This is a genomic window from Citricoccus nitrophenolicus (genome assembly GCF_047305825.1).
GTDB lineage: Bacteria > Actinomycetota > Actinomycetes > Actinomycetales > Micrococcaceae > Citricoccus > Citricoccus nitrophenolicus.
This window is the reverse complement of sequence record NZ_CP063070.1, coordinates 2,785,649-2,807,397: the sequence shown is the minus strand read 5'-3', so window position 1 is coordinate 2,807,397 and position 21,749 is coordinate 2,785,649. Positions and strand designations below refer to the sequence as shown.

Genomic DNA, 21,749 nt, shown 5'->3' with positions numbered 1-21,749 from the left:
CTCGGCAACGTCACGCAGAAGAGTCACACAGAAGAGTCACTGGAGAAGCACACCGATCCTGCCGGGCCACAGTGATGATGACTATGGCCCGGCAGGATCGGTGTGGCAGTGGCGCCGTCCGGCGGGGTACCGGGGTGCGGGACTACTTCTTGGCGGCGTAGGGGTCGGCGATGCCGATGTACTGCACCGTGGTGTACTCCTCGATGCCCTCGGCGCCGCCCTCGCGCCCCAGGCCGGACTGCTTGACGCCGCCGAACGGGGCGGAGGCGTTGGAGATGACGCCCGCGTTGTAGCCGACCAGGCCGAACTCGATCTGCTCCGAGACGCGGAACATCGTGTTGACGTCCTTCGTGTAGATGTAGGAGGCCAGGCCGTACTGGGAGGCGTTGGCCAGCTCGATGGCCTCCTCCTCGGTGGCGAAGGTGGTCACGGGGGCCACCGGGCCGAAGATCTCCTCGGACAGGATCGGGTTGTCATTGCCCACGGAGAGCAGGGTGGGGATGTAGAAGTAGCCGTCCCCGTCCTTCGGCTGGCCACCGGTCACCACCTGGCCGCCGGCGGCCACGGAGTCCGTCACCAGCTGGTGGATGTCATCCCGGGCACCGGAGTCGATGATCGGGCCCACGGTGGAGTCGGCCTCGGTGCCACGAGACGGGTTCAGGTTGCCCAGCGCTGCGGCGAACTTGGCCTTGAACTCCTCCGCCACGTCCTCATGCACCAGGAAGCGGTTGGCGGCGGTGCAGGCCTCGCCCATGTTGCGCATCTTGGCGGCCATGGCGCCCTCCACGGCGGCGTCCAGATCAGCGTCCTCGAAGACCAGGAACGGGGCGTTGCCGCCGAGTTCCATGGAGGTGCGCAGCACGTTGTTGGCCGCATCCTGCATCAGGCGCACGCCCACCGGCGTGGAGCCGGTGAAGGAGACCTTGCGCAGCCGGGAGTCCTTCATCAGCGGGCCGGAGATCGCGGAGGCGGAGGAACCCGCGACGACGTTCAACACGCCCGCGGGCAGGCCCGCCTCCTGCATGACCTGGGCGAAGAGCATGGAGGTCAGCGGGGTCAGCTTGGCGGGCTTGAGCACCATGGTGCAACCGGCCGCGATGGCTGGGGCGACCTTGCGGGTGGCCATGGCCAGCGGGAAGTTCCATGGGGTGATCAGCAGGGACGGACCCACCGGCTTGTGGGTCACGATCATCTTGTTCTTGCCCTCGGGCGAGGTGAAGTACCGCCCGTAGTGGCGCACCGTCTCCTCGGAGAACCAGCGCAGGAACTCAGAGCCGTAGGTGACCTCGCCCCGGGACTCAGCCAGCGGCTTGCCCATCTCCAGGGTCATCAGCAGGGCGAAGTCCTCGGCCCGCTCGGTCACCAGGTCGAAGCCGCGGCGCAGGATCTCGGCGCGCTCGCGCGGGGCGGTGAGCGCCCACTCGGCCTGCACGGCGGCGGCGGCGTCCAGCGCGGCCATCGCATCGTCCGAGTTGCCGTCCTGGATGGAGAGCAGGACCTTGCCGGTGGCCGGGTCGTGGACGTCCAGGGTCTTGCCGGAGGAGGCGTCCCGCCACTCCCCGTTGATCAGCAGCCCGGTCGGGACGGACTGCAGCAGTTCCTGCTCGCGCTCGGCGGTGACGGTGGTTCCGGTCATGGATGGCCTCTTTCCGGTCGGTCGGATCGATCGGTCCAGCGCCGGTGTGACCGCGCGGCTGGTTACCTTCGATCCCAGCCTACTGGCCGCGGAAGTCCCGTGGCGCGAGCAGGTCACTTTGCGACTGCGAGCAGGCCGCCACGGAGGCCGCCACGGAGAACTCCCGGAGTCTGGGCCGCCCGGTCAGCCCTCCGCGGGGATCCGGGCCGAAGCCTCGGACCGGCACAGGCAGAACGGATGTCCCACCGGGTCGAGGAACACCCTGAAGCTCTCGCCCGGCTGCTCCTCGGTCTTGGTGGCGCCCAGCTCAAGGACGGCCCGCTCCCCCGCATCGAGGTCCTGCACCATCACGTCCAGGTGCATCTGCTGCGGCCGGTCCTGCCCGGGCCAGTCCGGCGCCCGGTAGCCCTCGACCCGCTGGAAGGAGATGCAGTTGCCGCCGTCCGCCGGGCGCAGGTCGACCCACTGTTCGTCCTCCCCGGCCGGATCCTGGATCTCCCAGTCCAGGATGGCGCCGTAGAAGCCCGCGAGCGCCTGCGGATCGGGACAGTCGATGACGAAGCTCGGACAGCGTGCGATGGCCATGCGCGCCACGGTACTCCGCCCGGTTCCGCGGGCAGAGGCCTCGTCAGCGGCCGCGGGAGGCCAGCACCGCCTCGTAGAGTTCGCGCTTGGGCACGCCCCGGGCAGCGGCCACGGTGTTCACCGCCTCCTTGAGGCGGGTGCCGGAGGACACCAGGACCTCGACGTCGGCCACCTGGCCCGCGGTGTCCGTGTCCGGTGCGGCGGTGGCGCCCCCGGTGACGATGACGATCTCACCCCTGATCTCCTTCGACCCGGCCCAGGCCTCCAGCTCCTCGAGCGAGCCGCGGGCAACCTCCTCGTGGAGCTTGGTCAGTTCGCGGGCCACGCAGGCGGGCCGGTCAGCCCCGAAGGCCTCCCGCAGCGAGGCGAGGGAGGCCTCCAGCCGGCGGGGGGACTCGAAGAAGACCAGTGTGCGCCCGTCTCGGGCCAACTCGGTGAGCAGCTTCTGCCGCTCCCCCTCCTTGCGGGGCAGGAACCCCTCGAAGGCGAAGCGGTCGGTGGGCAGTCCGGACAATGCGAGCGCGGTGGTCACGGCGCTGGGCCCCGGCGCGCAGGTCACGCCCACGCCCTCCGCGGCCGCGGTGGAGACCAACCGGTACCCGGGATCCGAGACCAACGGCATGCCGGCATCGGTCACCACCGCCACCACGGCCCCGCCCCGGGCCGCAGCCAACAGTTCCTCGGTGGACTCCCGCTCGTTGTGCTCGTGGTGGCTCACCACCTGTCCGGTGATCTTCACCCCGAGGCCGTGCGCCAGGTGATGGGCGCGGCGGGTGTCCTCGGCGGCGACGATGTCCGCCGTGGCCAGGAGATCCTTCAGGCGCTGGGAGGCGTCGGAGAGATTGCCGATCGGGGTGGCCGCCAGCACGATCTGGCCGCCGGGGCCCTCATCTTCGGTCATGACCCCGAGTCAAGCACAGCCGGGCGGTACGGCCGTCATCCGAAAACACGCATCCCACGGCCCTCGCCACCACGAGTCTGCGCAGACTCGGGTGACTGTTCGGAGATCAGCCCCTCCTGGAGGGGTGCCGGACCTCCTCCGGCCCCACCGCTTCCGCGGCCGCACCGTCCTCGCCCGCATCCACGGCGCCGCCACCCAGGGCATGCTCCTGCCAGCGCTCGGCCCGCCAGCGTCCGGGCGCGCCGGAGACCACGATGACCCCGGTGTTCTCCACGGGCGTGCGCGCCGCGAACTCCGGGGTCACGTTCTCACTGCGGGCCGCAGTCCAGGCCCGCAGGACAGCGCCGTGGGAGAAGACCGCGGCGGCGGCCACGCCGGTGCCGAAGACCTCCCCCACCACCTCGTCGAACCGCCCGAGCACCTCATCACCGGTCATCGACGTACCGGGCAGCGGAACCGCCCCGCCGCCGTCAGCCCATCCGAGGATGGTCGAGAGGTAGGTGTGGATGGAGCCCTCGTCGTTCTTCATCTCGAGGCCGCCCGCCGGGACCTCCCGCAGGCCGTCCCGGATCTGCACTTCAAGGCCCAGCTCCCGGGCCAGTGGCTCCGCCGTCTGCTGCGTGCGCACCAGCGTGGAGGCGTAGATGGCCTCGATCTCCAGGCCGCTGAGCGCCTCCGGCACCGCCGCCGCCTGCTGGCGACCGAGGTCCGTCAGCGACGCCCCCGGCTCCTGAGTGTCCAGATGACGTCCGACGTTGGAGGTGGTCTGTCCATGACGAATGAGGTAAAGGCGCATGTCCCCAGTATCCCCACACCGTTGCCATCCCCCTCTCCACTCTCCATCACCCGCCCAGGCGGTCCGGGCGGAAGGACCGCTCCACGTACGATGGCAGGGTGCTTCAGTCCACCCATACAGCGCAGTCGGAGCAGTCGGCACCTCCAGCGCCCGCCACATCCACATCCCGGTGGCTGAGCACCCCCGCCGAGGCGTACACGGACACCGCCCTGCGGCTGCGGCTGCTCGGTGAGCGCTTCCACCCGGGGCATTGGGGCTGGCTCGTCCCCTTGGCCGTCACGGTGCTGGCCGGACTGCTGCGGTTCATCCACCTGGACCACCCGCACCAGTTGATCTTCGACGAGACGTATTACGTCAAGGACGCCTTCACCCTGTTGCGGTCCGGCGTGGAGATGAACTGGCCGGAGGACCACAACGAGCAGTTCGTGGCCGGCAACCCCCAGCCGCAGGACTCGGCCGAATACGTGGTGCACCCACCATTGGGCAAGTGGCTGATCGCCCTGGGGATGGCCGTGTTCGGCGCGGACAACGGCACCGGCTGGCGGTTCTCCGCGGCGGTGGCCGGCACCCTGTCCGTGCTGCTGACCACCGTGATCGCCCAACGGATGTTCCGCTCGGTGTTCCTGGGCGGGGTGGCCGGACTGCTGCTGGCCGTGGAGGGCCACCATCTGGTGATGTCCCGCACCGGCCTGCTGGACATCTTCCTCTCCCTCTTCGTCCTGGCCGCCTTCGGGGCACTGCTCCTGGACCGCGTGGATGGGCGGCGCCGTCTGGGCGAGCGGCTCGCGGCCGCGGCCGCACGCCATGGTGAGGTGCCGCCACCCCGCGTCATGAGGCATGGGCCGTGGCTGGGTTGGCGTCCCTGGCGCCTGGTGGCCGGGATCCTCCTCGGCGCGGCCTGCGGCGTGAAGCTCTCCGGACTGGCCTTCGTGGTGGTCTTCGGGCTGATGACCGTGCTGTGGGACATGAACGCCCGGCGCGTGGCCGGCATCCGGCACTGGTTGCGTGCGGGGATCACGCATGACGGGCTGTACGCCTTCGTGGCGGTCGTGGGAGTCGGGGCCCTGAGCTACCTGGCCACCTGGACCGGCTGGCTGATGACGGGCCACGGCTACAACCGCCAGTGGCACGCCACCCATCCACCCCAGTCCTGGTGGGAGCATCTGGTCCCGGGACCGCTGCGTTCCCTGGCCGACTACCACCGGCAGTCCACCCAGTTCCATGAGGGCCTGGCCTCCGGCCATGACTACGCCTCCAGCCCCTGGACCTGGCCCTTCATGGGCCGCCCCACGTCCTTCTACTACGAGGGGTATGAGGACGGCGCGGGCGGCTGCCCCGTGGACACCTGCTCGGCGGCCGTCACTGACCTGGCGAACCCGATCATCTGGTGGGCCGGGACCCTGGCCATCCTGGCCCTCGTGCTGATCTGGCTGGGCCGGCGGGATTGGCGCGCCGGAGCGATCCTGGGCGTCTACGCCGCCGGCCAGCTGGTGTGGTTCCTCTGGCCGGAGCGGACCATGTTCTTCTTCTACACGATCGCCTACGCCCCCTTCCTCATCCTGGGACTGACGCTGTGCCTGGGCGCGCTGATGCGCTTCGGCGGGCCCGCCAACCGGCGCCGCAACACCGTGCTGGTCCTCGCCTTCGTGGCGGTGGCCGTGGCCATGAGCGCGTTCTTCATGCCCGTGTGGACCGGGGAGATGATCCCCTACGAGCAGTGGCGGGCCCGGATGTGGATGAGCAGCTGGATCTGAGGCAGACGCCACCGGATAGGCTGAGCCCATGATGCAAGAAGCCCACACGGACCAGGTCGCCGACCTCCCCGCCGAGACCAACGTGACGGACCGGTTCCTCGCCGTGGCCGCCGAACACCCCCAGGCCCCCGCCTACGCGGTCCGCAACGGATCCGGCGGCTGGCTGGACGTGTCCTACGCGTCCTTCCTGGCGCAGGTGCGCACCGCGGCCAAGGGGCTGATCGCACTCGGCGTGGAGCCGAAGTCCATGGTGGGCATCATGGCCCCGACCTCCTACGAGTGGGCCGTGATCGATCAGGCCATCTGGTTCGCCGGTGCCGTCTCGGTCCCGGTCTATGAGACCTCCTCCCCCACCCAGGTGGAGCACATCCTCGCCGACTCCGGAGCCCGGCTCGTGTTCGCGGCCGCCGAGGACCACCGCACCGCCGTGAACCGTGCCGCCGGTCAGGGCGGTTTCGAGGTCTCCGTGGCCCCGCTGGACGCCACCGGCCTCGCCGAGCTGGAGCGAGCCGGCCGGGACGTCACGGACGAGGCGCTGGAGGATGCCCGGACCGCGAACTCCATGGCCGACGTCGCCTCCCTGGTGTACACCTCCGGCACCACGGGCAAGCCCAAGGGCGCCCGCATCACGCACGCGAACTTCGCCGTGGGTGCGGTCAACATCCTGCCGTTCGCGAAGGACATCGTGGGCGGCGGCGAGCAGCGCACCCTGATGTTCCTGCCGTTGGCCCACGTGCTGGCCCACGCGGTGCAGTACATCTGCCTGGTCGGCGGCATCCAGATCGCCCATGCCTCGGATCTGAAGACCCTTACCACGGACCTGGCCTCCTTCCACCCCACCTGGCTGCTCGCCGTCCCGCGGGTCTTCGAGAAGCTCGACGCCGGCGCTGCCGCCGCCGCGCGCTCCGGCGGCACCGAGAAGGTCTTCGCCGCGGCCCGGGCCACCGCCATCCAGTACTCCGAGGCCCTGGACGCCGCCGCCCGTGGCGAGGGGACCGGCCCCGGCGCACTGCTGAAGGCCCGGCACGCGCTGTTCGACCGGCTGGTGTACCCGAAGATCCGCACCATCCTCGGCGGAGCCGCCAAGTACACCGTCTCCGGCGCGAGCGCCCTGAACCCGGAACTGGCCCACTTCTTCCGCGGTGCCGGGCTGGGGATGCAGGAGGGCTACGGCCTGACCGAGACCACGGCCCCGGCCACCCTGAACATCCCCGGGATGACCAGGGTGGGATCCGTGGGAGTGCCCGTGCCGGGCACCACCGTGCGGATCGCCGAGGACCAGGAGATCCTGATCCGCGGCACCATCGTCTTCGACGGTTATCACGGGCAGCCGGAGGCGAGCGCGGCGGCGTTCGACCCCGAGGGATATTTCCGCACCGGGGACATCGGCCGGCTGGACGAGGACGGCTTCCTCCACGTCACCGGGCGGAAGAAGGAGATCATCGTCACCGCCGGCGGCAAGAACGTCTACCCGAGCCCGCTGGAGGAAACGGTCCGGTCTGCGGGCGTGGTCGCCCAGGTGGTGGTGGTCGGTGATGCCAAGCCCTTCGTGGGCGCACTGGTCACCCTGGACCCGGAGGGCCTGGCCCAGTGGTCCTCGGCCGCCGGCATCGGTGAGATGTCCCTGGCGATGGCGAGCACTGACCCACGGGTGCTCGCCGAGGTGCAGCGGGCCGTGGACCTGGCCAACGAGTCGGTCTCCCAGGCCGAGTCCATCCGCAAGTTCACCATCCTGGACACCGAGCTCACCGAGGAGTCCGGTCACGTGACGCCCTCGCAGAAGCTGCAGCGCAAGGCGGTCATCCAGGACTTCGCCGGGGCGATCGAGGAGCTGTACCGCAAGTAGCCCTCACGAGTTCAGGTGACGAGCACGCCCGCCGTCCCAGGTTACGAGCACGCTTGCCGGTGGCTTGGCCGGCGTGTCTCAACAGTTGGCGTGCTCGTAACCTCGGCGGCGCTGGGGCTCAGGCCCCCTGGGCGTCGTACCAGTCGTTGCGGCGGCGGATCAGGTCTGTCTGGGCCAGCCGTGACTCGTGGCGGCGCCGGCGGGTGGGCCAGGTACAGATCAGGGTGATGAGCAGCGTCAGCAGCACGAGCCCCGCGATCCCGATCCCGGCGTCCATCCAGAACTGGTTGGGGTAGAGACGTATCAGGGCGTCCGAAGCCTGGAACGTCCAGGTCCCGTCCGCGAAGAACAGGCTGTGGAAGCCGGCGAAGAACGCCTCCCAGCCGAGCACCGCGAGCACCGCCGCGGCGATCAGGACCACGAGCATCCACAGGGACCCGGCGAACAGGGCTCGGCGGATGCCGCCCTTGGCTGTACGGGCCAGGGCCACCATGAACACCACGCACAGCAGGGCCAGGAGCACTCCCACCGCCATCGTGATGAGCATGACGATCTTGACGTCCGTCATGTGCGAGACCTCGGACTCCGCGAACAGCTGGCCGCCCTGGTACTGCAGCTCGGACAGGTACCGGGCCGGGGCCGCGTTGAACAGGTAGTCCAGGCCAGCCGAGCCGTAGGTCAATCGGTCCTCGGTGGTGAAGCCCTGCCCGTCACCCGGGAACCCCGGCCGGTGGTACTCGATCCACAGGAAGACGGGCGAGGCCACGGCCCGCACGGCCGCGATCAACACCACAATGGGGAAGAACAGGGCCAGCAGCACCTGCAGTACCCTGTGCCCTGAGCGGGGGCCCTCCAGCGCCTCGTCACGGGCGGCGGCCCGCGCCTCCGCGTCGCGGAGGTCCCTGCGCCGGTCCTCGGACTCCGCGGTCGTCGCACCGCCCGCGTAGCCCCGGCCATCGTCCTGGCGGGCGCCCGCGGCCACGGCGGTCCCGGCTCCGATGCCTGCACCGGCCGTGCCGGCAGCGCCGACCCCACCGACCCCCGAGGCGGGAGCGGAGTCCCACAGGGTGTCCGGACCGCTCTCGGCGCTAACGGCGGGGTCCGGCCCCGGGCTGGCGGTCGCCGTCACCGGCTCGGAGGCAGCGCCGGGCCGCTCACCCCGTACGTCACCCCGCGCTTCACCCCGCGCGCGGGCGGCCGGGCGACTCTCGGCCGCCGATCGGTCGCCGGAGGCTGCAGCGTCGCCGACCGCCCAGGCGTCCAGCTCACTGCGGTCGATCGACTGCGTGGCCTGGTTGCCGTCCTCACCGGGAGAGGTGTGGTCGGCATCCCCCGGGCGCTCGATGGCCTCCGTGGCGGCGGTGCCAGGGTCTGCGCGGTGCCCGGCGTGATCGTGGGACTCGGTGCGGCTGCCGTCCAGGGCCTCGGAGGTCACGGACTCGTCCGCGGTGTTGTCCTCCGCATAGACGTCCGCCGGGGCACCGTCTCCGGCCGTCCCCTCCTGCACCGCATCGCCCTCGTCGTCGATGAACGCGCCGTAGTCCAGCCCGCTCTCGAACTCACTGGCCTCGGCGTGGCGAGCGGAGGCCCTGGTACCGTCCAGGTGCTCGTCCGCTCCGTCGTGTGGGTACTCGTCCTTGCCAGCCATCGTCCTGCCTTCTGCTCGCGCGTGGTCCGCCGTGTCTGTCTCTGAGACTAGTGCCGTGCCTGGCTCAGGTCCCTGCGGCCACGCCCGGGGCACCCGAGGCGAGGTCAGGCGGTTAACTGGCGGGCGCCGGCGTCGTGCGCCTCGAGGTCACCGGTGACGCCCCGCGCCACCGCGCGGCGGCCCAACACCAGCGTGTAGGTCCAGTAGCCGGCCAGCACCAGCAGGCCGAGGCCTAGCCGCAGCCAGTGCGGCAGGTTCGAGGGCGTCACGAAGCCCTCCACCACCCCGGACACGGCGAGCACGATCACCAGGCCGAAGGCCACCGTGAAGAGCGAGCGGCCCTCCGCGGCGAGCGAGTCCAGGCGGGTGCGCTGGCCGGGGGCCACCCAGGCCCAGAAGATCCGCAGCCCCGCGGCACCGGCGATGAAGATGGCGGTCAGCTCCATGAAGCCGTGCGGGAGGATGTAGAGGAAGAAGGTGTCCAGCTCTCCGTGGGCGGCCATGACCCCGCCGGAGATCCCCACGCCCTGGGCATTGGCGAACAGCACGTAGGGCACGAAGTACCCGGTGATCCCGAACGCCACCTCCTGGGCCGCGATCCACGCGTTGTTGGTCCACACCTGGCCGGCGAAGGACGCGGCCGGGTTCTCCGAGTAGTACCCGGTGAACTGCTCCTGTGCGTACTCGCGCATCTCCTCGTCGGTGCCGAGCGAGGCCAAGACCTCCGGCTCGCCGTTGACCCAGAAGCCGAACCAGACGCCCACCAGGCAGAACGCCGCCCCGAGGATCACGGTGAGCCAGCGGATCCGGTAGAACGCGGCGGGGAGCTGCTCCAGGAAGAAGCGGGAGAAGCCGGCGGAGGCGCTGGAGGGAGCCCCCGTGATCCGGTTCCGCGCCCGGGCCAGGACCATGGACAGTCCGGCGGCCTGGGGTCCGTCCGGATCGTGGGCCTGGACCATGGACAGATGGGTGGAGGTCCGCCCGTAGAGCTCCAACAGCTCGTCCGCCTGGGCTGCGTCCAGCCGGCGGGTGCGCGCCAGGGAGTCCAGCCGGTCCCAGGTGGGGCGGTGCACGGAGGTGTAGGCGTCCAGGTCCACGCGTTTCAGGCTACCGGTAGGCTTGGCGATCATGAGCACAACGGTGGTGACCGGCGAGGCAGTGGTGCTGCAGTTGCGGCCTGCGTCCTTCGTGATCCGGGTCGCCGGTGCCCTGATCGACGGCATCGCTCTGGTGCTGGTCTTCCTCGGGGTCCTCTGGGTGCTCGGTCAGACCATCCTCGAGCAGTTGGACCCGGCCGCCATGCAGGCCACGATCCTGACCCTGGTGGTCGGGATGCTGGTGGGCGGCCCGCTGGCCGTGGAGACCCTGAGCCGCGGCCGCTCGCTGGGCAAGCTGGTCTTCGGTCTGCGGGTGGTTCGGGACGACGGCGGAGCCATCCGTCTGCGTCACAGTCTCGTCCGCGTGTTGCTGGGGATCTTCGAGATCTGGATGACCTTCGGGTCCGTGGCGCTGATCGCCTCCATGCTGAACGAGCGCGGCAAGCGCCTGGCGGACATGGTCGCCGGCACCCAGGTGGTCGTCGAACGCCAGCAGCGGGTTCCGCCGCCACTGCCCGCCGTCCCGGAGCCCATGCGCACCTGGGCGGAGGTGGCGGACGTCGGCCGCCTGCCGGATGCGCTCGTGGCCTCCGTGACCCAGTACCTGCGCCACGCCCGCTCCGTGCCGCCGACGGTCCGAGCACAGACCGCCGGCCGGTTGGCGGCGCAGGTGGCCCCGTTCGTGACGCCGGGACCCCCGGCCGGGGTCACCCTCGAGGACTTCCTCCTGGGTGTGGTGGCCGAGCGGCGCAACCGGGACTACCGGATGCTCACGCGCCGGCGGGAGCGGTCCGAGGCCTCCGCCGAACGCCTGCACGCCCTGCCCTTCAGTTGAGAGCCTCTGTGCTCGCAACTTTCACCGTCGAATGGACATTTCCGCCCGGGATTCCAGGGGGAATTGTCCATCCGAGGGTGAAAGGCACAGGGGGCGGGAATCAGTAGCGGTAGTGGTCCGGCTTGTACGGGCCGGCCACGTCCACGCCGAGGTACTCGGCCTGTTCCTTGGACAGTTCCGTCAGGTGGGCGTTCAGGGCGGTCAGGTGAAGCCGAGCCACCTTCTCGTCCAGCACCTTGGGCAGCACGTAGACCTGCTTGCCGTACTCCTCCCCCGTGATGGACCCGTGCCGGGCGAAGAGTTCCATCTGGGCCATCACCTGGTTGGTGAAGGAGGCGCTCATCACGAAGGACGGGTGCCCGGTCGCGTTGCCCAGGTTCAACAGCCGGCCCTCGGAGAGCACGATGATCGAGCGCTCGTTCTCCCGCCCGGAGTCGAAGGTCCACTCGTGCACCTGCGGCTTGATCTCGGTCTTGACCACACCAGGGATCCGCGCCAGGCCGGCCATGTCCAGCTCGTTGTCGAAGTGGCCCACATTGCCGACGATGGCCTTGTCCTTCATCTTGACCATGTCATCGGCCATGATGATGTCCTTGCCGCCTGTGGTGGTGATGAAGATGTCGCCGGAATCGATCACCTCGTCCAGGCGGACCACCTGGAATCCGTCCATGGCGGCCTGCAACGCGTTGATGGGGTCCACCTCGGTGACCACCACGCGGGCCCCCTGGCCGCGGAAGGACTCGGCGGCGCCCTTGCCCACGTCCCCGTAGCCGCAGACCACGGCGGTCTTGCCCCCGATCAGCACATCCGTACCGCGCATGATGCCGTCCGGCAGGGAGTGGCGGATGCCGTACTTGTTGTCGAACTTCGACTTGGTGACGGAGTCGTTGACGTTGATGGCCGGGAACATCAGCTGCCCGGTCTCGGCGAGCTGATAGAGGCGCAGCACGCCGGTGGTGGTCTCCTCGGTGACGCCGCGCAGCTGATGGGCGATGCGCGTCCAGCGCTGCCTGTCCGAGGCGAGCGAGGCGCGCAGGGTCTCCAGGACCACCTGGTACTCCTCGGGGTCCTCCGCAGTGGGACTCGGCACGGCGCCGGCGGCCTCGAACTCCACGCCCTTGTGCACCAGCATGGTGGCGTCACCACCGTCGTCCAGGATCATGTTCGGCCCGAGGTTGGGATCCTGGTCTGCGCCGGGCCAGTTCAGGATCTGGGAGGCGGTCCACCAGTAGTCGCTGAGGGTCTCGTTCTTCCAGGCGAAGACGGGGACGCCGGCCGGCTCCTGCGGGGTGCCGGAGCCCACCACGATCGCGGCGGCGGCCTCGTCCTGGGTGGAGAAGATGTTGCAGGACGCCCAGCGGACCTCCGCGCCGAGGGCCACCAGGGTCTCGATCAGCACGGCGGTCTGCACGGTCATGTGCAGCGAACCGGCGATCCTGGCCCCGGCCAGCGGCTGAGCCTCCCCGAATTCCTCGCGCAACGCCATCAGCCCGGGCATCTCATGCTCGGCCAGGCGGATCTGGTGGCGTCCGGACTCCGCCAGGGAGAGGTCTCGCACGGCGAAGTCGAAGGTGGCGCCGGGGACGGTGACGCGGTTGGCGTACGCCGGATCAATGGCTGGGCTCGCGGAGGTGGCGGCAGGATTCTCGGTCATGCTCCCCAGCCTAGATCAGGCGCCGGGCACCCTGCGGGGCATTCGTCAGGCGGCGAAATCCTCAGCGGTCCCCGGCGTCCCGCAGTACGCGCAGAGTGGGCCGGCCGGGCCTGGCCGGGGACTCGCCGTTGATGGACCCCGCAGCCCCGCCGGTGCCCTCTGCCTCCGGCCGGGGGCCGGCGTCGGGCGCGGTCCCGCGGCGCCCACTGGCGGGACGGGTGGCCTGGGGCCCCGTGTCCGACGACGGCCGGTCGGCCGTGGCGCGCGGGGACGGCTCGCGTACGGCGTGGGCCAGTGCCAGCAAGTCATCGGGTTCAGGACGCGCGGCCGGCCCGGAACCCTCCGGCGGCGCGATGCGCAGCATCTCCCAGCCCTTGGGGGCGGTCATGCTGCGGGCGTGCTTGCCGCACAGGTCGTAGGTGTGTGGTTCGGCCCGCCGGGACATGGGGCCGAGCACCACCGTGGAGTCGGCATAGTTGTACGTCAGCGTTGCCACTGCCGCAGTCTGGCAGCTGGTCTTGGAGCACTGTCGCATCGATCCCACGGCAGACCACCCTACCGCGCAACCCCGCCCACCGGCGCGCACCAACCCTCCGGGGGATGCGTGTCCGGTACCCACCGGCACCGGCGAGGACTAGCATTCCAGTCATGAGTTCCTTCGATCCCCTGACGGTGCAGCAGGGCGTGACGCGGGGCGAGGGGCAGGGCGCAGCCGCTCCTGGGGGACCGCGGAGTCCGCAACGGCCCTCAGCACGGTCCCCGCGCCGGGACCGCCGCGGCCGAGGCCTGCGGGGGCCGCTGCTTCCAGCGGGACTGCCCGGGGCGCACACCCGTGACGAGGCCTTCTCCGGCTACCTGACCGCCGCGGTCACCCGGCTGGCCGAGGTGTGCGGACCCGCCGTGGAGCAGGCCCGGTTCCGGATGACGATGGTCCCCGAGGACTTGGAGCACCGGCTGGAACTGGTGCGCGTCTGGGGTGCAGGCCTCGTGGACGATCCCACCGGGTCCACCCGACGAGACGCACACGGCACGGCCGTCATCACCATCCACCGGCGCCCGATCGAGGCGCGCTGCCCGGTCCCCGCGATGCTTCCGGACCTCGTGTACGGGGCCGTGGTGGAACAGTGGGCCGAGCTCACCGGGCTGACCCCGGAGGCGGTGGACCCGGACTACCACTGGTAGCCCCGGTCCCACGAAGCCCTCGCGCAGCGCCCGGCCTGTGCGCCGGTCAGTACCCCACACGCACCGGGACGCCGGAGACCTGTTGCTGCTGCGGCACCACGGGGTACGCGGAGATCCCCTGCTCGCCCCGGACGTCCACCCCGGCGTGCACCTGGCCCTCGGCGGTCTCCAGCAGTACCGCCGAGACCTCGGGGGCATCGCCGTCCGCGAGGTCGTCGAAGGCCACGGCCCGGGTGGACTTCGGGCCGAGTTCCCGGACCAGCGATTCGCCCAGGCTGCCGTCACTGAGGACGGGCGTGATCTCCACGGCCCCGCCGGCGTCCGAGTAGAGCGCGAGGTTCGCGTCGGCGCCGGAGGGACGGGCCACCAGCCGCTCCAGACCGAGCGGACCCACGGCGGAGACGCTGGAGAGGTCTACCGGTCCGTCCGCCTGACCGGAGAGGCCCCGTGCTCCGGCCACGAGGGGCGCGTCCGCGGTCACGGTGACCGTGTAGATGTCATGGTCCAGGCCGTCCAACGGGAAGCGGACGGTGGAACCGGCCTCCACGTCCACCACGCCGCCCTCGGGAAGCTCCACGGGACCCTCAGGGCCGCTCACCGTGATCTCGGCGGTGGCGTCGGCGGTCGGGGCGGCCAGCAACACGGCGGGGCCGGCCTGCTCGTAGCCGTCCTGTCCGGTGACCGCCTCGGCGTTGCTGGCGGACGGGACCACGAGCCCCGGCAGCACGGCAGTCTGGGACGGTGCAGCGGTGGGTTGGATGATCTCCACGCCGCCGGGGGTGACGCCGAACAGGCGATGCTGCTGGACCGTGGCGCCCACGGCCCCACCCTGCGCCGTGACGTGGACCGCCAGGTGTTCCTCGTCCGGGGCCAGGCCTCCCAGCACCATCGAGCGGGACTCCCCCGGTGCCAACACGATCCCCGTGGTCCCCGGGGCCTCCACCGGTCCCGACCCCCCGAACAGCGAGAGATCCACGGTGCTGGCCGATGCCGAGGGGTTCGAGAGCACCAGCACGGCGGTGGACCCCACCGTGGTGGTGGCCCCGGCCAGCCAGTGCTCGTGTGCCGGGGCGCCGCAGGAGCTGGCATCCGTTCCTGCCAGATCGCCGTCCGAGGCGGAGTACAGGGACACTGCGTCCGCGGGGGCGGCCTGTCCGCCGATGGGTTCGACCGTCACCGCCGTAGGATCCCCGGCATCGCCACCCGGGGAGGAGAGGTCTTCCACGGTGGCCTCGCGTACGGGGACGCCGTCCTCGCCGGACGTGGCCGGGGTGCCCTGCTGGACCTCCTCGGGCTGCGGCGCGGTCAGCTCCTCCGGTTCGCCGGCCCCCGCATCGCCGGCTGGCAGGTTGACCAGGCTGCTGCCCGGGAACCGGCCGGCCAGGTCGGACAGCAGCACCGAGGTGAGACCTGAGTCGGCCGAGGTGGAGACGGGGCTGAACTGGGTGTCCGTGCCCTCCTCGGCCCCGGCGGGCAGCCGCGGCGGTCCCGCACACAGGGACTGCGCCGGGACGGCGTTCAGGGCGGCGGGTACAGCGGCGCCGTCCACGTCAGGGGTGGAGGACGGGATGAGACTCCCGGCGGTCACGGCGGCGGCCACCAGGACCACGACGCCGGCCCCGGCCAGTCCCGCGGCCACGGGAGCCTTGCGCACCACGCCCCGTTGGTGGGCCTCCAGCGCGGCCTGACGCCTCTGGTCCCGGGCCTCCGCAGCCCGCTGGCTCCTGCGCTGGCCGCGGCCTGTTGGCTGTGGGTCCCGATCCGGGGACAACTCCGGTTCCTGATCCGGGGACAGCTCCGGGTCCTGATCCTGGCTCATCGTTCCACCTTCCTGCTCGTGGGAGAGGGAATCGCCAGCAGCACGGCCAGCACCAACAGGATGCCGGGCAGCCACCAGGCCCAGGACGCGGCCGGGGAGGAATGCCAGACCCGCAGCTCGCCGCCATGGCCCGGCAGCTCGAAGGACTGGTTCCAGGCGGAGCCCTCCACGGACACGGCCTGCAGGGGCTCCCCGTCCAGGGTGGCCCTCCAACCGGCATCCACCCGCTCGGCCAGGACCAGTCTCCGGCCCTGCTCCGCCCCTTCAGTGCTTTCAGAGTCCCCAGCGTCCCCAGCGTCTCCGGTGTTACCGGCAGCTGGCACCTCCGTGTCCACGGTGGCGCCGGCCCGGGCCACCAGATGGGTGGTCTGGCCGCTTCCGTCAACGATCCGCACCCGGGAGGCCGCGAAGCCCATCCGGTCCTCGAGGTCGTGAGGGCCCACCACCGGGATCCCGCCGTCGTCCTCGGGGACCACGCGCCACAGCCAGCCCGAGTCGGTCAGGCCCACGGGAGCCAGGCCCGGCACGGCGTCGATGGAGGCAGCCGTCCCCAGCTCGCCGCCATCCGGATCACGCAACACCACGAACCCGGCGCCGAAGGACTCGAGGGCGGGCCGAGGGTCCGCGTTGGCACCGGAGGTCAGTTGGGCCGCCAGGCTGCGCAACTGTTCGTCCGCGCGGTCCGGGGCGGCCGCCGTCGGGCCCATCAGGGGGCCGGCGAGGGACCGCGCGGTCCACCCCGCGCTGAGCCGGTCCAAGGCGGGGCCGGAGCCGGTGGCCAGGCTGACCTGCAGCTCATCCGCCGCGCGTTCCAGAACGACCGTCCGGGTAGCCAGGGCGCTGGACCCCTGGTCCGCGGCGGTGGCCGGCAGCAGCCGCGTGGGACTGGACTGAAGCACCGAGCCGGTGCCCAGGGTGGACAGCACGGGTTCTGCCTCGCCGTCTGCCGTCCTGGACTGGAGGGCCGTGCCCACAGCCGGGTCCAGGGCGGAGCCGGGCAGTAGTCGCGGGATGCTCCACACCGTGGCGGTGAGGGCCAGGGAACAGATGGCCAGGCCCGTCAGGACCACCACGCCGGTGCGGCGCAGCGGGCCGATCCGTTGCCGGGTGGTCCCCGGGGCGCGGCGCAGGCCCAGCAGGCCGTTCAACCCGGCCACGGCGGCCAGCAGCATGCCGAGCAGCACCGTGGAGGTGAAGGGGCCGGTGAACACCGTCACCAGGGCGCCACCGGCCTCCAGCGAGGTGGCGATCTGCGGCGCCAGGGCCGCACCGGCCACCCCGAGCAGGGAGAGGCCGAGACCGACCCGTGCCATCATGCCGATCCGTCCGGTCATGAACGCCCCGACGAGGGCGGCCAGCAGCACAGGGACCCCGATCACGAGGGCGGCCACCAGGGCCCAGGGGAAGCCGGCGCCGCCCGGCACGGCGGAGTCCAGCCAGGGCAGGGCCAGCAGACCGGAATCTGAGGCGAAGGCCTCCGGGAAGCCGAGGAGCTGCTGCCAGAGCGGGGCCGGATCGTAGGCCTGCGGGACGCCGGGGTCCCCGAGCACGGCCCGCGGGTCCGTCCAGTGCGCCAGTACGGCGGGCAGGAAGAGGGCCAGGGCGGGCAGGGGTGTCCACCAGAGGGCCCGCCCGCGCCGGCGGACGAGACCCGCCAGGACCAGGACGGCCACCACCAGGAAGGGCAGCAGCGCCGGAGCGGCCGCACCGAGGCCGGCCAGCAGCAGGGCGGTCCAGCCGGAGGCCGTCCAGGAGACCACACCACGGTGACCGGGACGCACCCGGGCACCGAACAGGTCCTCGCTGGTGCCCTCCGGGTCGGGGCGCCGCAGCGCCGCGGAACCGGTGGCACGGATCACGGCCAACGCAAGCCACGGCAGGGCGAGGTGCACCAGCAACGCACCGGGTCGGCCGGTGCCGGCTGCGGTCAGCAGGGCCGGGGACAACCCCCACAGCAGGCCGGCGAGCAGGCGGATGCCGCGGCTGCGGGCCACCGCGCCCGCGGCCATCCAGGCACCGGTGGCGGCCAGCGGCATCGCCAGGATGGTCAGCCAGACCAGCACCAGGGATCCATGACCGGTGACGCCCAGCACGGTCAGGGCCAGGCCGAAGGGCCCGGGCTGGACCGGGGCACCGGCCCCGGCGGGGGCCCAGCTGCCGGTCGCGTGCTGCCAGAGATCGGCCAGGGAACCGGACACCGGCAGCAGCGAGCCGCCGGCGAGGGCGGGCGCGGCGAGCAGCTCGCGCAGGCCCAGCAGGGACAGCCCGCCCAGCAGGAGCAGCGCGATCATCAGACCGGTGCCCACCCAATTGCGCTCCGGGGTGGCCAGCGCCGCGAAGTCGTCATGCCCGCCGGTGGCCTCACTGGGGGCCAGGGTGGATCCGGTGCCGTCGCCGATGACCTCGTCCGGGGTCTCCAGATCCACCACGCTGCGCCGGTAGTGTCGCACCTCGGCCCGGGAGGCCCTGAGCGGGGTGATGATCGAGCGGGGGGCCGCCTGCGTCCGGCGTGCCCGGCGGCGGGCTCCGGCCAGGGGTCCCACCCGCACCAGGGTCCGCAGGGTACCCGCCAGGTGGGCACCACCCCGGCCGGGCTCCTTGGCCAGCAGGGAGGCAGCGAAGCCTCCGATCCCGGTGACCAGGCCCCAGATCCAGAGCAACGGCACGGCCCAGGGGCTGGCGTGTTTCAACCGCAGCCACAGGGAGGCCTCGCGCCCGGCCGCAGTCCCGGACTGGAGGCCCTCGCCCCGCCCGTCGTGTTCGATCAGGGCACCGGGCACCACCACCACGCGGTGTCCGGCCAGTCGATTGCGCCAGCACAGATCAACGACGCCGGCCGGCCGGGGTCCGGCGGGATCCACCCCTTCCAACCGGGTCCAGACGTCGGCCCGGATCAGCATCCCGGGTGCAGAGACGGCGAAGGCGTCTGTGCGGGCATCGTACTGACCCTGGTCCAGCTCGCCGGGCTCCACGAGGCTGAGGGGTTCAGCGGCGCCGGAGACGGTCAGCCCCACGTCCAGCAGATGCCGGGGGCGCCCCCATTCAACCTGTTTGCACCCCGCGATGGTCACGGAGGGTGAGGTCTCCACCACCGCCATCAGCCGCTGGAGGGCCTGGGGTGCGGGGCGCGAATCGTCATGGATCCACCACAGCCAGCCTGATCCACCGCCAGCGGGGAGCTGGATCCGGTGCAGCGGCACGGACTGGGTCTCGAAGGGCAGGCCGACATCATCGGCGAGGCCTGCCAGGCGGTCCAGGAGATCCGTGGGGACCTCACCGGGAATCGAGGAGCCGCGCTCGGAGCCCGACTCCTCGGCGGAGAGGACCGCGAGGAGGCGGTCCGGGAGACGTTCCTGCGCGAGCACGGCCTGGACCGCGTCCTCCGCCAGATCCGGCCGCCCGTTCACGAGGAGGACGGCTGTGACGCCCTCGGCCAGGCGGCCGGGAGCGTCGGGGGCGGGCAGGGCGTCCGGCGTGGAGATCAGACCGACCGCTTCCGGAGCCGGCGCCTCTCACGCTCGGACAGGCCGCCCCAGATGCCGAACCGCTCGTCATTGCCGAGTGCATACTCCAGGCATTCGCTACGCACGGTGCAGGAGGCGCAGACCTTCTTGGCGTCCCGAGTGGAACCACCCTTCTCCGGGAAGAAGGCCTCGGGGTCCGTCTGAGCGCACAGGGCGTCGACCTGCCAGGCCAGCTCGCCCTCCACGTCCAGCGGGTCGGCCAGCCCGGGCAGTCCCAACCACACGGAGGACTGGGCAGCCGATTCCTCGGCGCGTTCGCCGTCCTCACGGCGGGGGTCCCCGGTGCCGGGGTGGAGGGCCGTGACCGTGGCCTCGGTGATGCCGGTGACGGCGGAGTCCTCCGCCACGTCATGGCTGGTGAGGAAGGCAGTGGCCTGGTCCTCGAGGGAGGTTCCGGCCTCCAGCCGGCGAGCCGCGTCCGGATCGGCCGGATCCAGGAACCAGTCCGCGGGTACACTGCGGCCAGGCTGGGAGCCGTCCGTCAGTGGCTGTCCCGCCGCACCGTTCCGGTGTGCATCGACCTCGTGGACCTCGTCGAGGCGCTGGGCGTTCTCCATGTGATTCCTCCCCGTTCTCACGCTGGTCATCCCGTCACCGGTGGTTCCGGTGTCTGCGGATCGGGCAGGGCTCCTGACACGCCTTCCGACCACGTCCCCCGCGGCGCCGGGCGCGCCCGGACCAACAGACCGCCGGAAGCTCCGGTGGCAGCGGGGAACCTGTGGTGGGCGGTGGGAAGCGCCGTGGTCACCATGACCGTTCCAAAATGAATTACACCGGTGTAACTCGCGCTAAGTCAAGCCGGGACGGCAGAATAGGAGGAGGGGAACGGCTCCGTGCCTCACGACACGCCGCCGCGCCGACACGCCCAAACAGACGTGCCCTGCAGCCCCGTCACCGCGGGCAACCCCTGCGGCAGTCTCTGCGAAAGGACGCTCCATGGTCACCCTCGGCACGAATCTACCCGGTAGCGGCACCGGCAGGGGCACCGGCAGCAGGGATTGGTTCGCCGCTCTCGCGGCGTCACCGCGGCCCGCCGTGGTGGACTACGCCGGCGGCGGTGACCGGGTGGAGCTGTCCGGGCGGGTGCTGGCCAACTGGGGGGCCAAGACCGCCAACCTGGTGGACTCCGAGGGGCACGGCCCGGAGGCCACGGTGCTGGTGGACCTGCCCTTGGACTGGACGTCCCTGGCCGTGCTGCTGGGACTCGCGCGGGCCGGCGTCGGGCTGGTCTTCCCCGGTGAAGACGGCGGTGACGGTCAGACCGACCCGGCCGACTCTGCCGACTTAGACAGGGCATCCGCACAGGACGCCGACCTCATACTGACCAGCACGCCCGGCGACTGGGCCGAGCACCCCGCCGACCTGTGGGTGGTGGGCATGGGCCCTGACGCGGCCTCAGACGCCGAAGACGCAGCCCCCGCGCACGCTGTGGACTTCCTCACCGAGGTGCGGATGCAGGCGGACCAGTGCCACCTGCCCCTGCCGGGCGGCGCGGAGGGCCTCCCCGGTCTCGCCGAGGCCTGGAAGGACCTCAGGGCCCCGGATCTCGCGGACGCGGGCCGGGCTCAGTTGTCCCGCCGGGAGCGTGGACTGGTGGTGGCCGCCGCGGGCGCCCGGCTGGACCGCGCGGTGGCAAGCGCCGCCGCGGGCGTGTGGGACCAAGGACTGCCCGTGGTGCTGGTGCCGGAGCGCACCGCGCCGTTCAGCGTGGCGACCGCCCGGCAGGTGGAGGCCGAAGGGGTGGGTTCCCCGGCCTGAGGCCTCTCGCCTCGCTCCCCCGGCTGCGGCTCGGCTACTGCGGCTCGGCTACCGCGGCTCGGACGGAGTGCGCGCCGAGGGTGCGGAGGAGCCCGGCGCCACGGGGCCGGCCGTGGCCGGCGGCGCGCCGGACTTCCGGCGGTGCCGGTGCGGGGTGTCCTCGGTGCGGATGACGGGCAGTTCGCCGGTGAGGCGCTCGCGATCGTCCTTAAACCTCGGGTCCGCGTCCAACTCCTCGGTGAACACCCAGAAGCGGTAGGCGAAGAAGCGGAAGATGGTGCCGAGGATCAGTCCGACCACGCTGCCGGCAATGAAGATCCCGGTGGTGGAGGTGACGCCCAGCCAGTACTGCGCCACGAACACGCAGGCTGCGGCGATGCCCATGCCGATGACGTTCATCACGGCGAAGAGCACGAACTCGCGCATGAGGTTGTTCTGCCGGCGGTGCCGGAAGGTCCAGAACCGGTTGGCGATGTAGGAGAAGATGGTGGCCACCGTGCTGGCCACGATCTTGGACTTGACGTTGCTGCCCTCCATGGGCCCGTGCATGAGCCAGATGAAGATCCCAGAATCCACCACGAAGGCCGCGGCCCCGACCACGCCGAATTTGGCGACCTCTCGCCAGAGCATGGCGACCAGAGCCACGAACCGTTGCCACAGGTTGTTGATCATGGAGGTTGCTGGACTCCTTGTTGCGCAGTCGCGCAGAGAAAA

Annotated in this window: 17 protein-coding genes; 5 read left to right on the top strand and 12 right to left on the bottom strand. The window is 71.4% G+C overall.

The genetic code is table 11. From position 1 onward, the window contains the following. Window positions 1-142: 142 nt before the first annotated feature. From IMT31_RS12775 to IMT31_RS12760, 4 genes are all read right to left on the bottom strand, one after another. Entirely contained in the window at window positions 143-1,636 is a 1,494-nt protein-coding gene (locus IMT31_RS12775) for an NAD-dependent succinate-semialdehyde dehydrogenase (RefSeq protein ID WP_345354664.1), read from the bottom strand. A 183-nt stretch (window positions 1,637-1,819) separates the two neighbouring features. Then, window positions 1,820-2,221: a VOC family protein gene (locus IMT31_RS12770; RefSeq protein ID WP_413543016.1), complete on the bottom strand. Its 402-nt coding sequence runs from the start codon at window positions 2,219-2,221 to the stop codon at window positions 1,820-1,822. A gap of 43 nt (window positions 2,222-2,264) precedes the next feature. Continuing rightward, a complete protein-coding gene (gene rsmI / locus IMT31_RS12765; RefSeq protein WP_413543015.1) occupies window positions 2,265-3,122 on the bottom strand; it encodes a 16S rRNA (cytidine(1402)-2'-O)-methyltransferase in 858 nt (285 codons plus the stop codon). A gap of 106 nt (window positions 3,123-3,228) precedes the next feature. Beyond that, on the bottom strand, window positions 3,229-3,918 hold the full coding sequence (locus IMT31_RS12760; protein WP_345354658.1) for a histidine phosphatase family protein: 690 nt from the start codon (window positions 3,916-3,918) through the stop codon (window positions 3,229-3,231). Between the two features lie 98 nt (window positions 3,919-4,016). Between IMT31_RS12760 and IMT31_RS12755 the strand changes: the two genes are divergently transcribed. Both IMT31_RS12755 and IMT31_RS12750 read left to right on the top strand, forming a co-directional pair. Beyond that, window positions 4,017-5,672: a dolichyl-phosphate-mannose--protein mannosyltransferase gene (locus tag IMT31_RS12755; protein ID WP_413543014.1), complete on the top strand. Its 1,656-nt coding sequence runs from the start codon at window positions 4,017-4,019 to the stop codon at window positions 5,670-5,672. Between the two features lie 31 nt (window positions 5,673-5,703). Then, window positions 5,704-7,518 (top strand): AMP-dependent synthetase/ligase, encoded by a 1,815-nt coding sequence (locus tag IMT31_RS12750; RefSeq protein ID WP_413544423.1) that lies wholly within the window; start codon window positions 5,704-5,706, stop codon window positions 7,516-7,518. Window positions 7,519-7,636: 118 nt separating this feature from the next. Here the strand turns inward: IMT31_RS12750 and IMT31_RS12745 are convergent, their stop codons facing one another. Together IMT31_RS12745 and IMT31_RS12740 are read right to left on the bottom strand one after the other, a co-directional pair. After that, a complete protein-coding gene (locus IMT31_RS12745; protein ID WP_413543013.1) occupies window positions 7,637-9,166 on the bottom strand; it encodes a TIGR01906 family membrane protein in 1,530 nt (509 codons plus the stop codon). A 104-nt stretch (window positions 9,167-9,270) separates the two neighbouring features. Then, window positions 9,271-10,263 (bottom strand): stage II sporulation protein M, encoded by a 993-nt coding sequence (locus IMT31_RS12740; protein WP_345354776.1) that lies wholly within the window; start codon window positions 10,261-10,263, stop codon window positions 9,271-9,273. Window positions 10,264-10,294: 31 nt separating this feature from the next. Here IMT31_RS12740 and IMT31_RS12735 point away from each other — a divergent pair, with 31 nt between their 5' ends. Beyond that, window positions 10,295-11,098, top strand: coding sequence for an RDD family protein (locus IMT31_RS12735; protein ID WP_413543012.1), 804 nt, complete (start codon window positions 10,295-10,297; stop codon window positions 11,096-11,098). Between the two features lie 100 nt (window positions 11,099-11,198). Here the strand turns inward: IMT31_RS12735 and ahcY are convergent, their stop codons facing one another. Beyond that, window positions 11,199-12,752 carry an adenosylhomocysteinase gene (gene ahcY, locus IMT31_RS12730; protein ID WP_345354650.1) on the bottom strand — a complete coding sequence of 518 codons (1,554 nt, stop codon included), beginning with the start codon at window positions 12,750-12,752 and terminating at the stop codon, window positions 11,199-11,201. Window positions 12,753-12,813: 61 nt separating this feature from the next. After that, a complete protein-coding gene (locus IMT31_RS12725; RefSeq protein WP_378109478.1) occupies window positions 12,814-13,248 on the bottom strand; it encodes a DUF3499 family protein in 435 nt (144 codons plus the stop codon). A gap of 152 nt (window positions 13,249-13,400) precedes the next feature. Here IMT31_RS12725 and IMT31_RS12720 point away from each other — a divergent pair, with 152 nt between their 5' ends. Further along, complete coding sequence (locus IMT31_RS12720; protein WP_345354648.1) at window positions 13,401-13,934, top strand: metallopeptidase family protein; 534 nt, start codon at window positions 13,401-13,403, stop codon at window positions 13,932-13,934. A 46-nt stretch (window positions 13,935-13,980) separates the two neighbouring features. Here IMT31_RS12720 and IMT31_RS12715 read toward each other — a convergent pair whose 3' ends face one another. The 3 genes from IMT31_RS12715 to IMT31_RS12705 form a co-directional block, all read right to left on the bottom strand. Beyond that, window positions 13,981-15,753: a DUF5719 family protein gene (locus tag IMT31_RS12715; protein WP_413543011.1), complete on the bottom strand. Its 1,773-nt coding sequence runs from the start codon at window positions 15,751-15,753 to the stop codon at window positions 13,981-13,983. Next, window positions 15,750-19,160, bottom strand: coding sequence for a glycosyltransferase (locus IMT31_RS12710; RefSeq protein WP_413543010.1), 3,411 nt, complete (start codon window positions 19,158-19,160; stop codon window positions 15,750-15,752). Before IMT31_RS12710 ends, IMT31_RS12715 begins: the two co-directional genes overlap by 4 nt. Window positions 19,161-19,234: 74 nt before the next feature. Further along, complete coding sequence (locus IMT31_RS12705) at window positions 19,235-19,834, bottom strand: WhiB family transcriptional regulator (RefSeq protein WP_345354642.1); 600 nt, start codon at window positions 19,832-19,834, stop codon at window positions 19,235-19,237. 379 nt (window positions 19,835-20,213) lie between these two features. Here IMT31_RS12705 and IMT31_RS12700 point away from each other — a divergent pair, with 379 nt between their 5' ends. After that, window positions 20,214-21,035 (top strand): TIGR03089 family protein, encoded by an 822-nt coding sequence (locus tag IMT31_RS12700; protein WP_413543009.1) that lies wholly within the window; start codon window positions 20,214-20,216, stop codon window positions 21,033-21,035. 48 nt (window positions 21,036-21,083) lie between these two features. On the opposite strand, the gene IMT31_RS12695 is transcribed toward IMT31_RS12700, so the two are convergent. Continuing rightward, window positions 21,084-21,707, bottom strand: coding sequence for a GtrA family protein (locus tag IMT31_RS12695; RefSeq protein WP_345354638.1), 624 nt, complete (start codon window positions 21,705-21,707; stop codon window positions 21,084-21,086). Between the last annotated feature and the right edge of the window lie 42 nt (window positions 21,708-21,749).

Bases quoted from the DNA above. Each gene is read 5' to 3' on its own strand.
- IMT31_RS12715 (WP_413543011.1), bottom strand. From the start codon at position 15,753: ATGAGCCAGGATCAGGACCCGGAGCTGTCCCCGGATCAGGAACCGGAG.
- IMT31_RS12705 (WP_345354642.1), bottom strand. From the start codon at position 19,834: ATGGAGAACGCCCAGCGCCTCGACGAGGTCCACGAGGTCGATGCACAC.
- IMT31_RS12745 (WP_413543013.1), bottom strand. From the start codon at position 9,166: ATGGCTGGCAAGGACGAGTACCCACACGACGGAGCGGACGAGCACCTG.
- IMT31_RS12735 (WP_413543012.1), top strand. From the start codon at position 10,295: ATGAGCACAACGGTGGTGACCGGCGAGGCAGTGGTGCTGCAGTTGCGG.
- IMT31_RS12720 (WP_345354648.1), top strand. From the start codon at position 13,401: ATGAGTTCCTTCGATCCCCTGACGGTGCAGCAGGGCGTGACGCGGGGC.
- rsmI (WP_413543015.1), bottom strand. From the start codon at position 3,122: ATGACCGAAGATGAGGGCCCCGGCGGCCAGATCGTGCTGGCGGCCACC.
- IMT31_RS12700 (WP_413543009.1), top strand. From the start codon at position 20,214: ATGGTCACCCTCGGCACGAATCTACCCGGTAGCGGCACCGGCAGGGGC.
- IMT31_RS12760 (WP_345354658.1), bottom strand. From the start codon at position 3,918: ATGCGCCTTTACCTCATTCGTCATGGACAGACCACCTCCAACGTCGGA.
- IMT31_RS12775 (WP_345354664.1), bottom strand. From the start codon at position 1,636: ATGACCGGAACCACCGTCACCGCCGAGCGCGAGCAGGAACTGCTGCAG.
- IMT31_RS12750 (WP_413544423.1), top strand. From the start codon at position 5,704: ATGCAAGAAGCCCACACGGACCAGGTCGCCGACCTCCCCGCCGAGACC.
- ahcY (WP_345354650.1), bottom strand. From the start codon at position 12,752: ATGACCGAGAATCCTGCCGCCACCTCCGCGAGCCCAGCCATTGATCCG.
- IMT31_RS12695 (WP_345354638.1), bottom strand. From the start codon at position 21,707: ATGATCAACAACCTGTGGCAACGGTTCGTGGCTCTGGTCGCCATGCTC.
- IMT31_RS12770 (WP_413543016.1), bottom strand. From the start codon at position 2,221: ATGGCCATCGCACGCTGTCCGAGCTTCGTCATCGACTGTCCCGATCCG.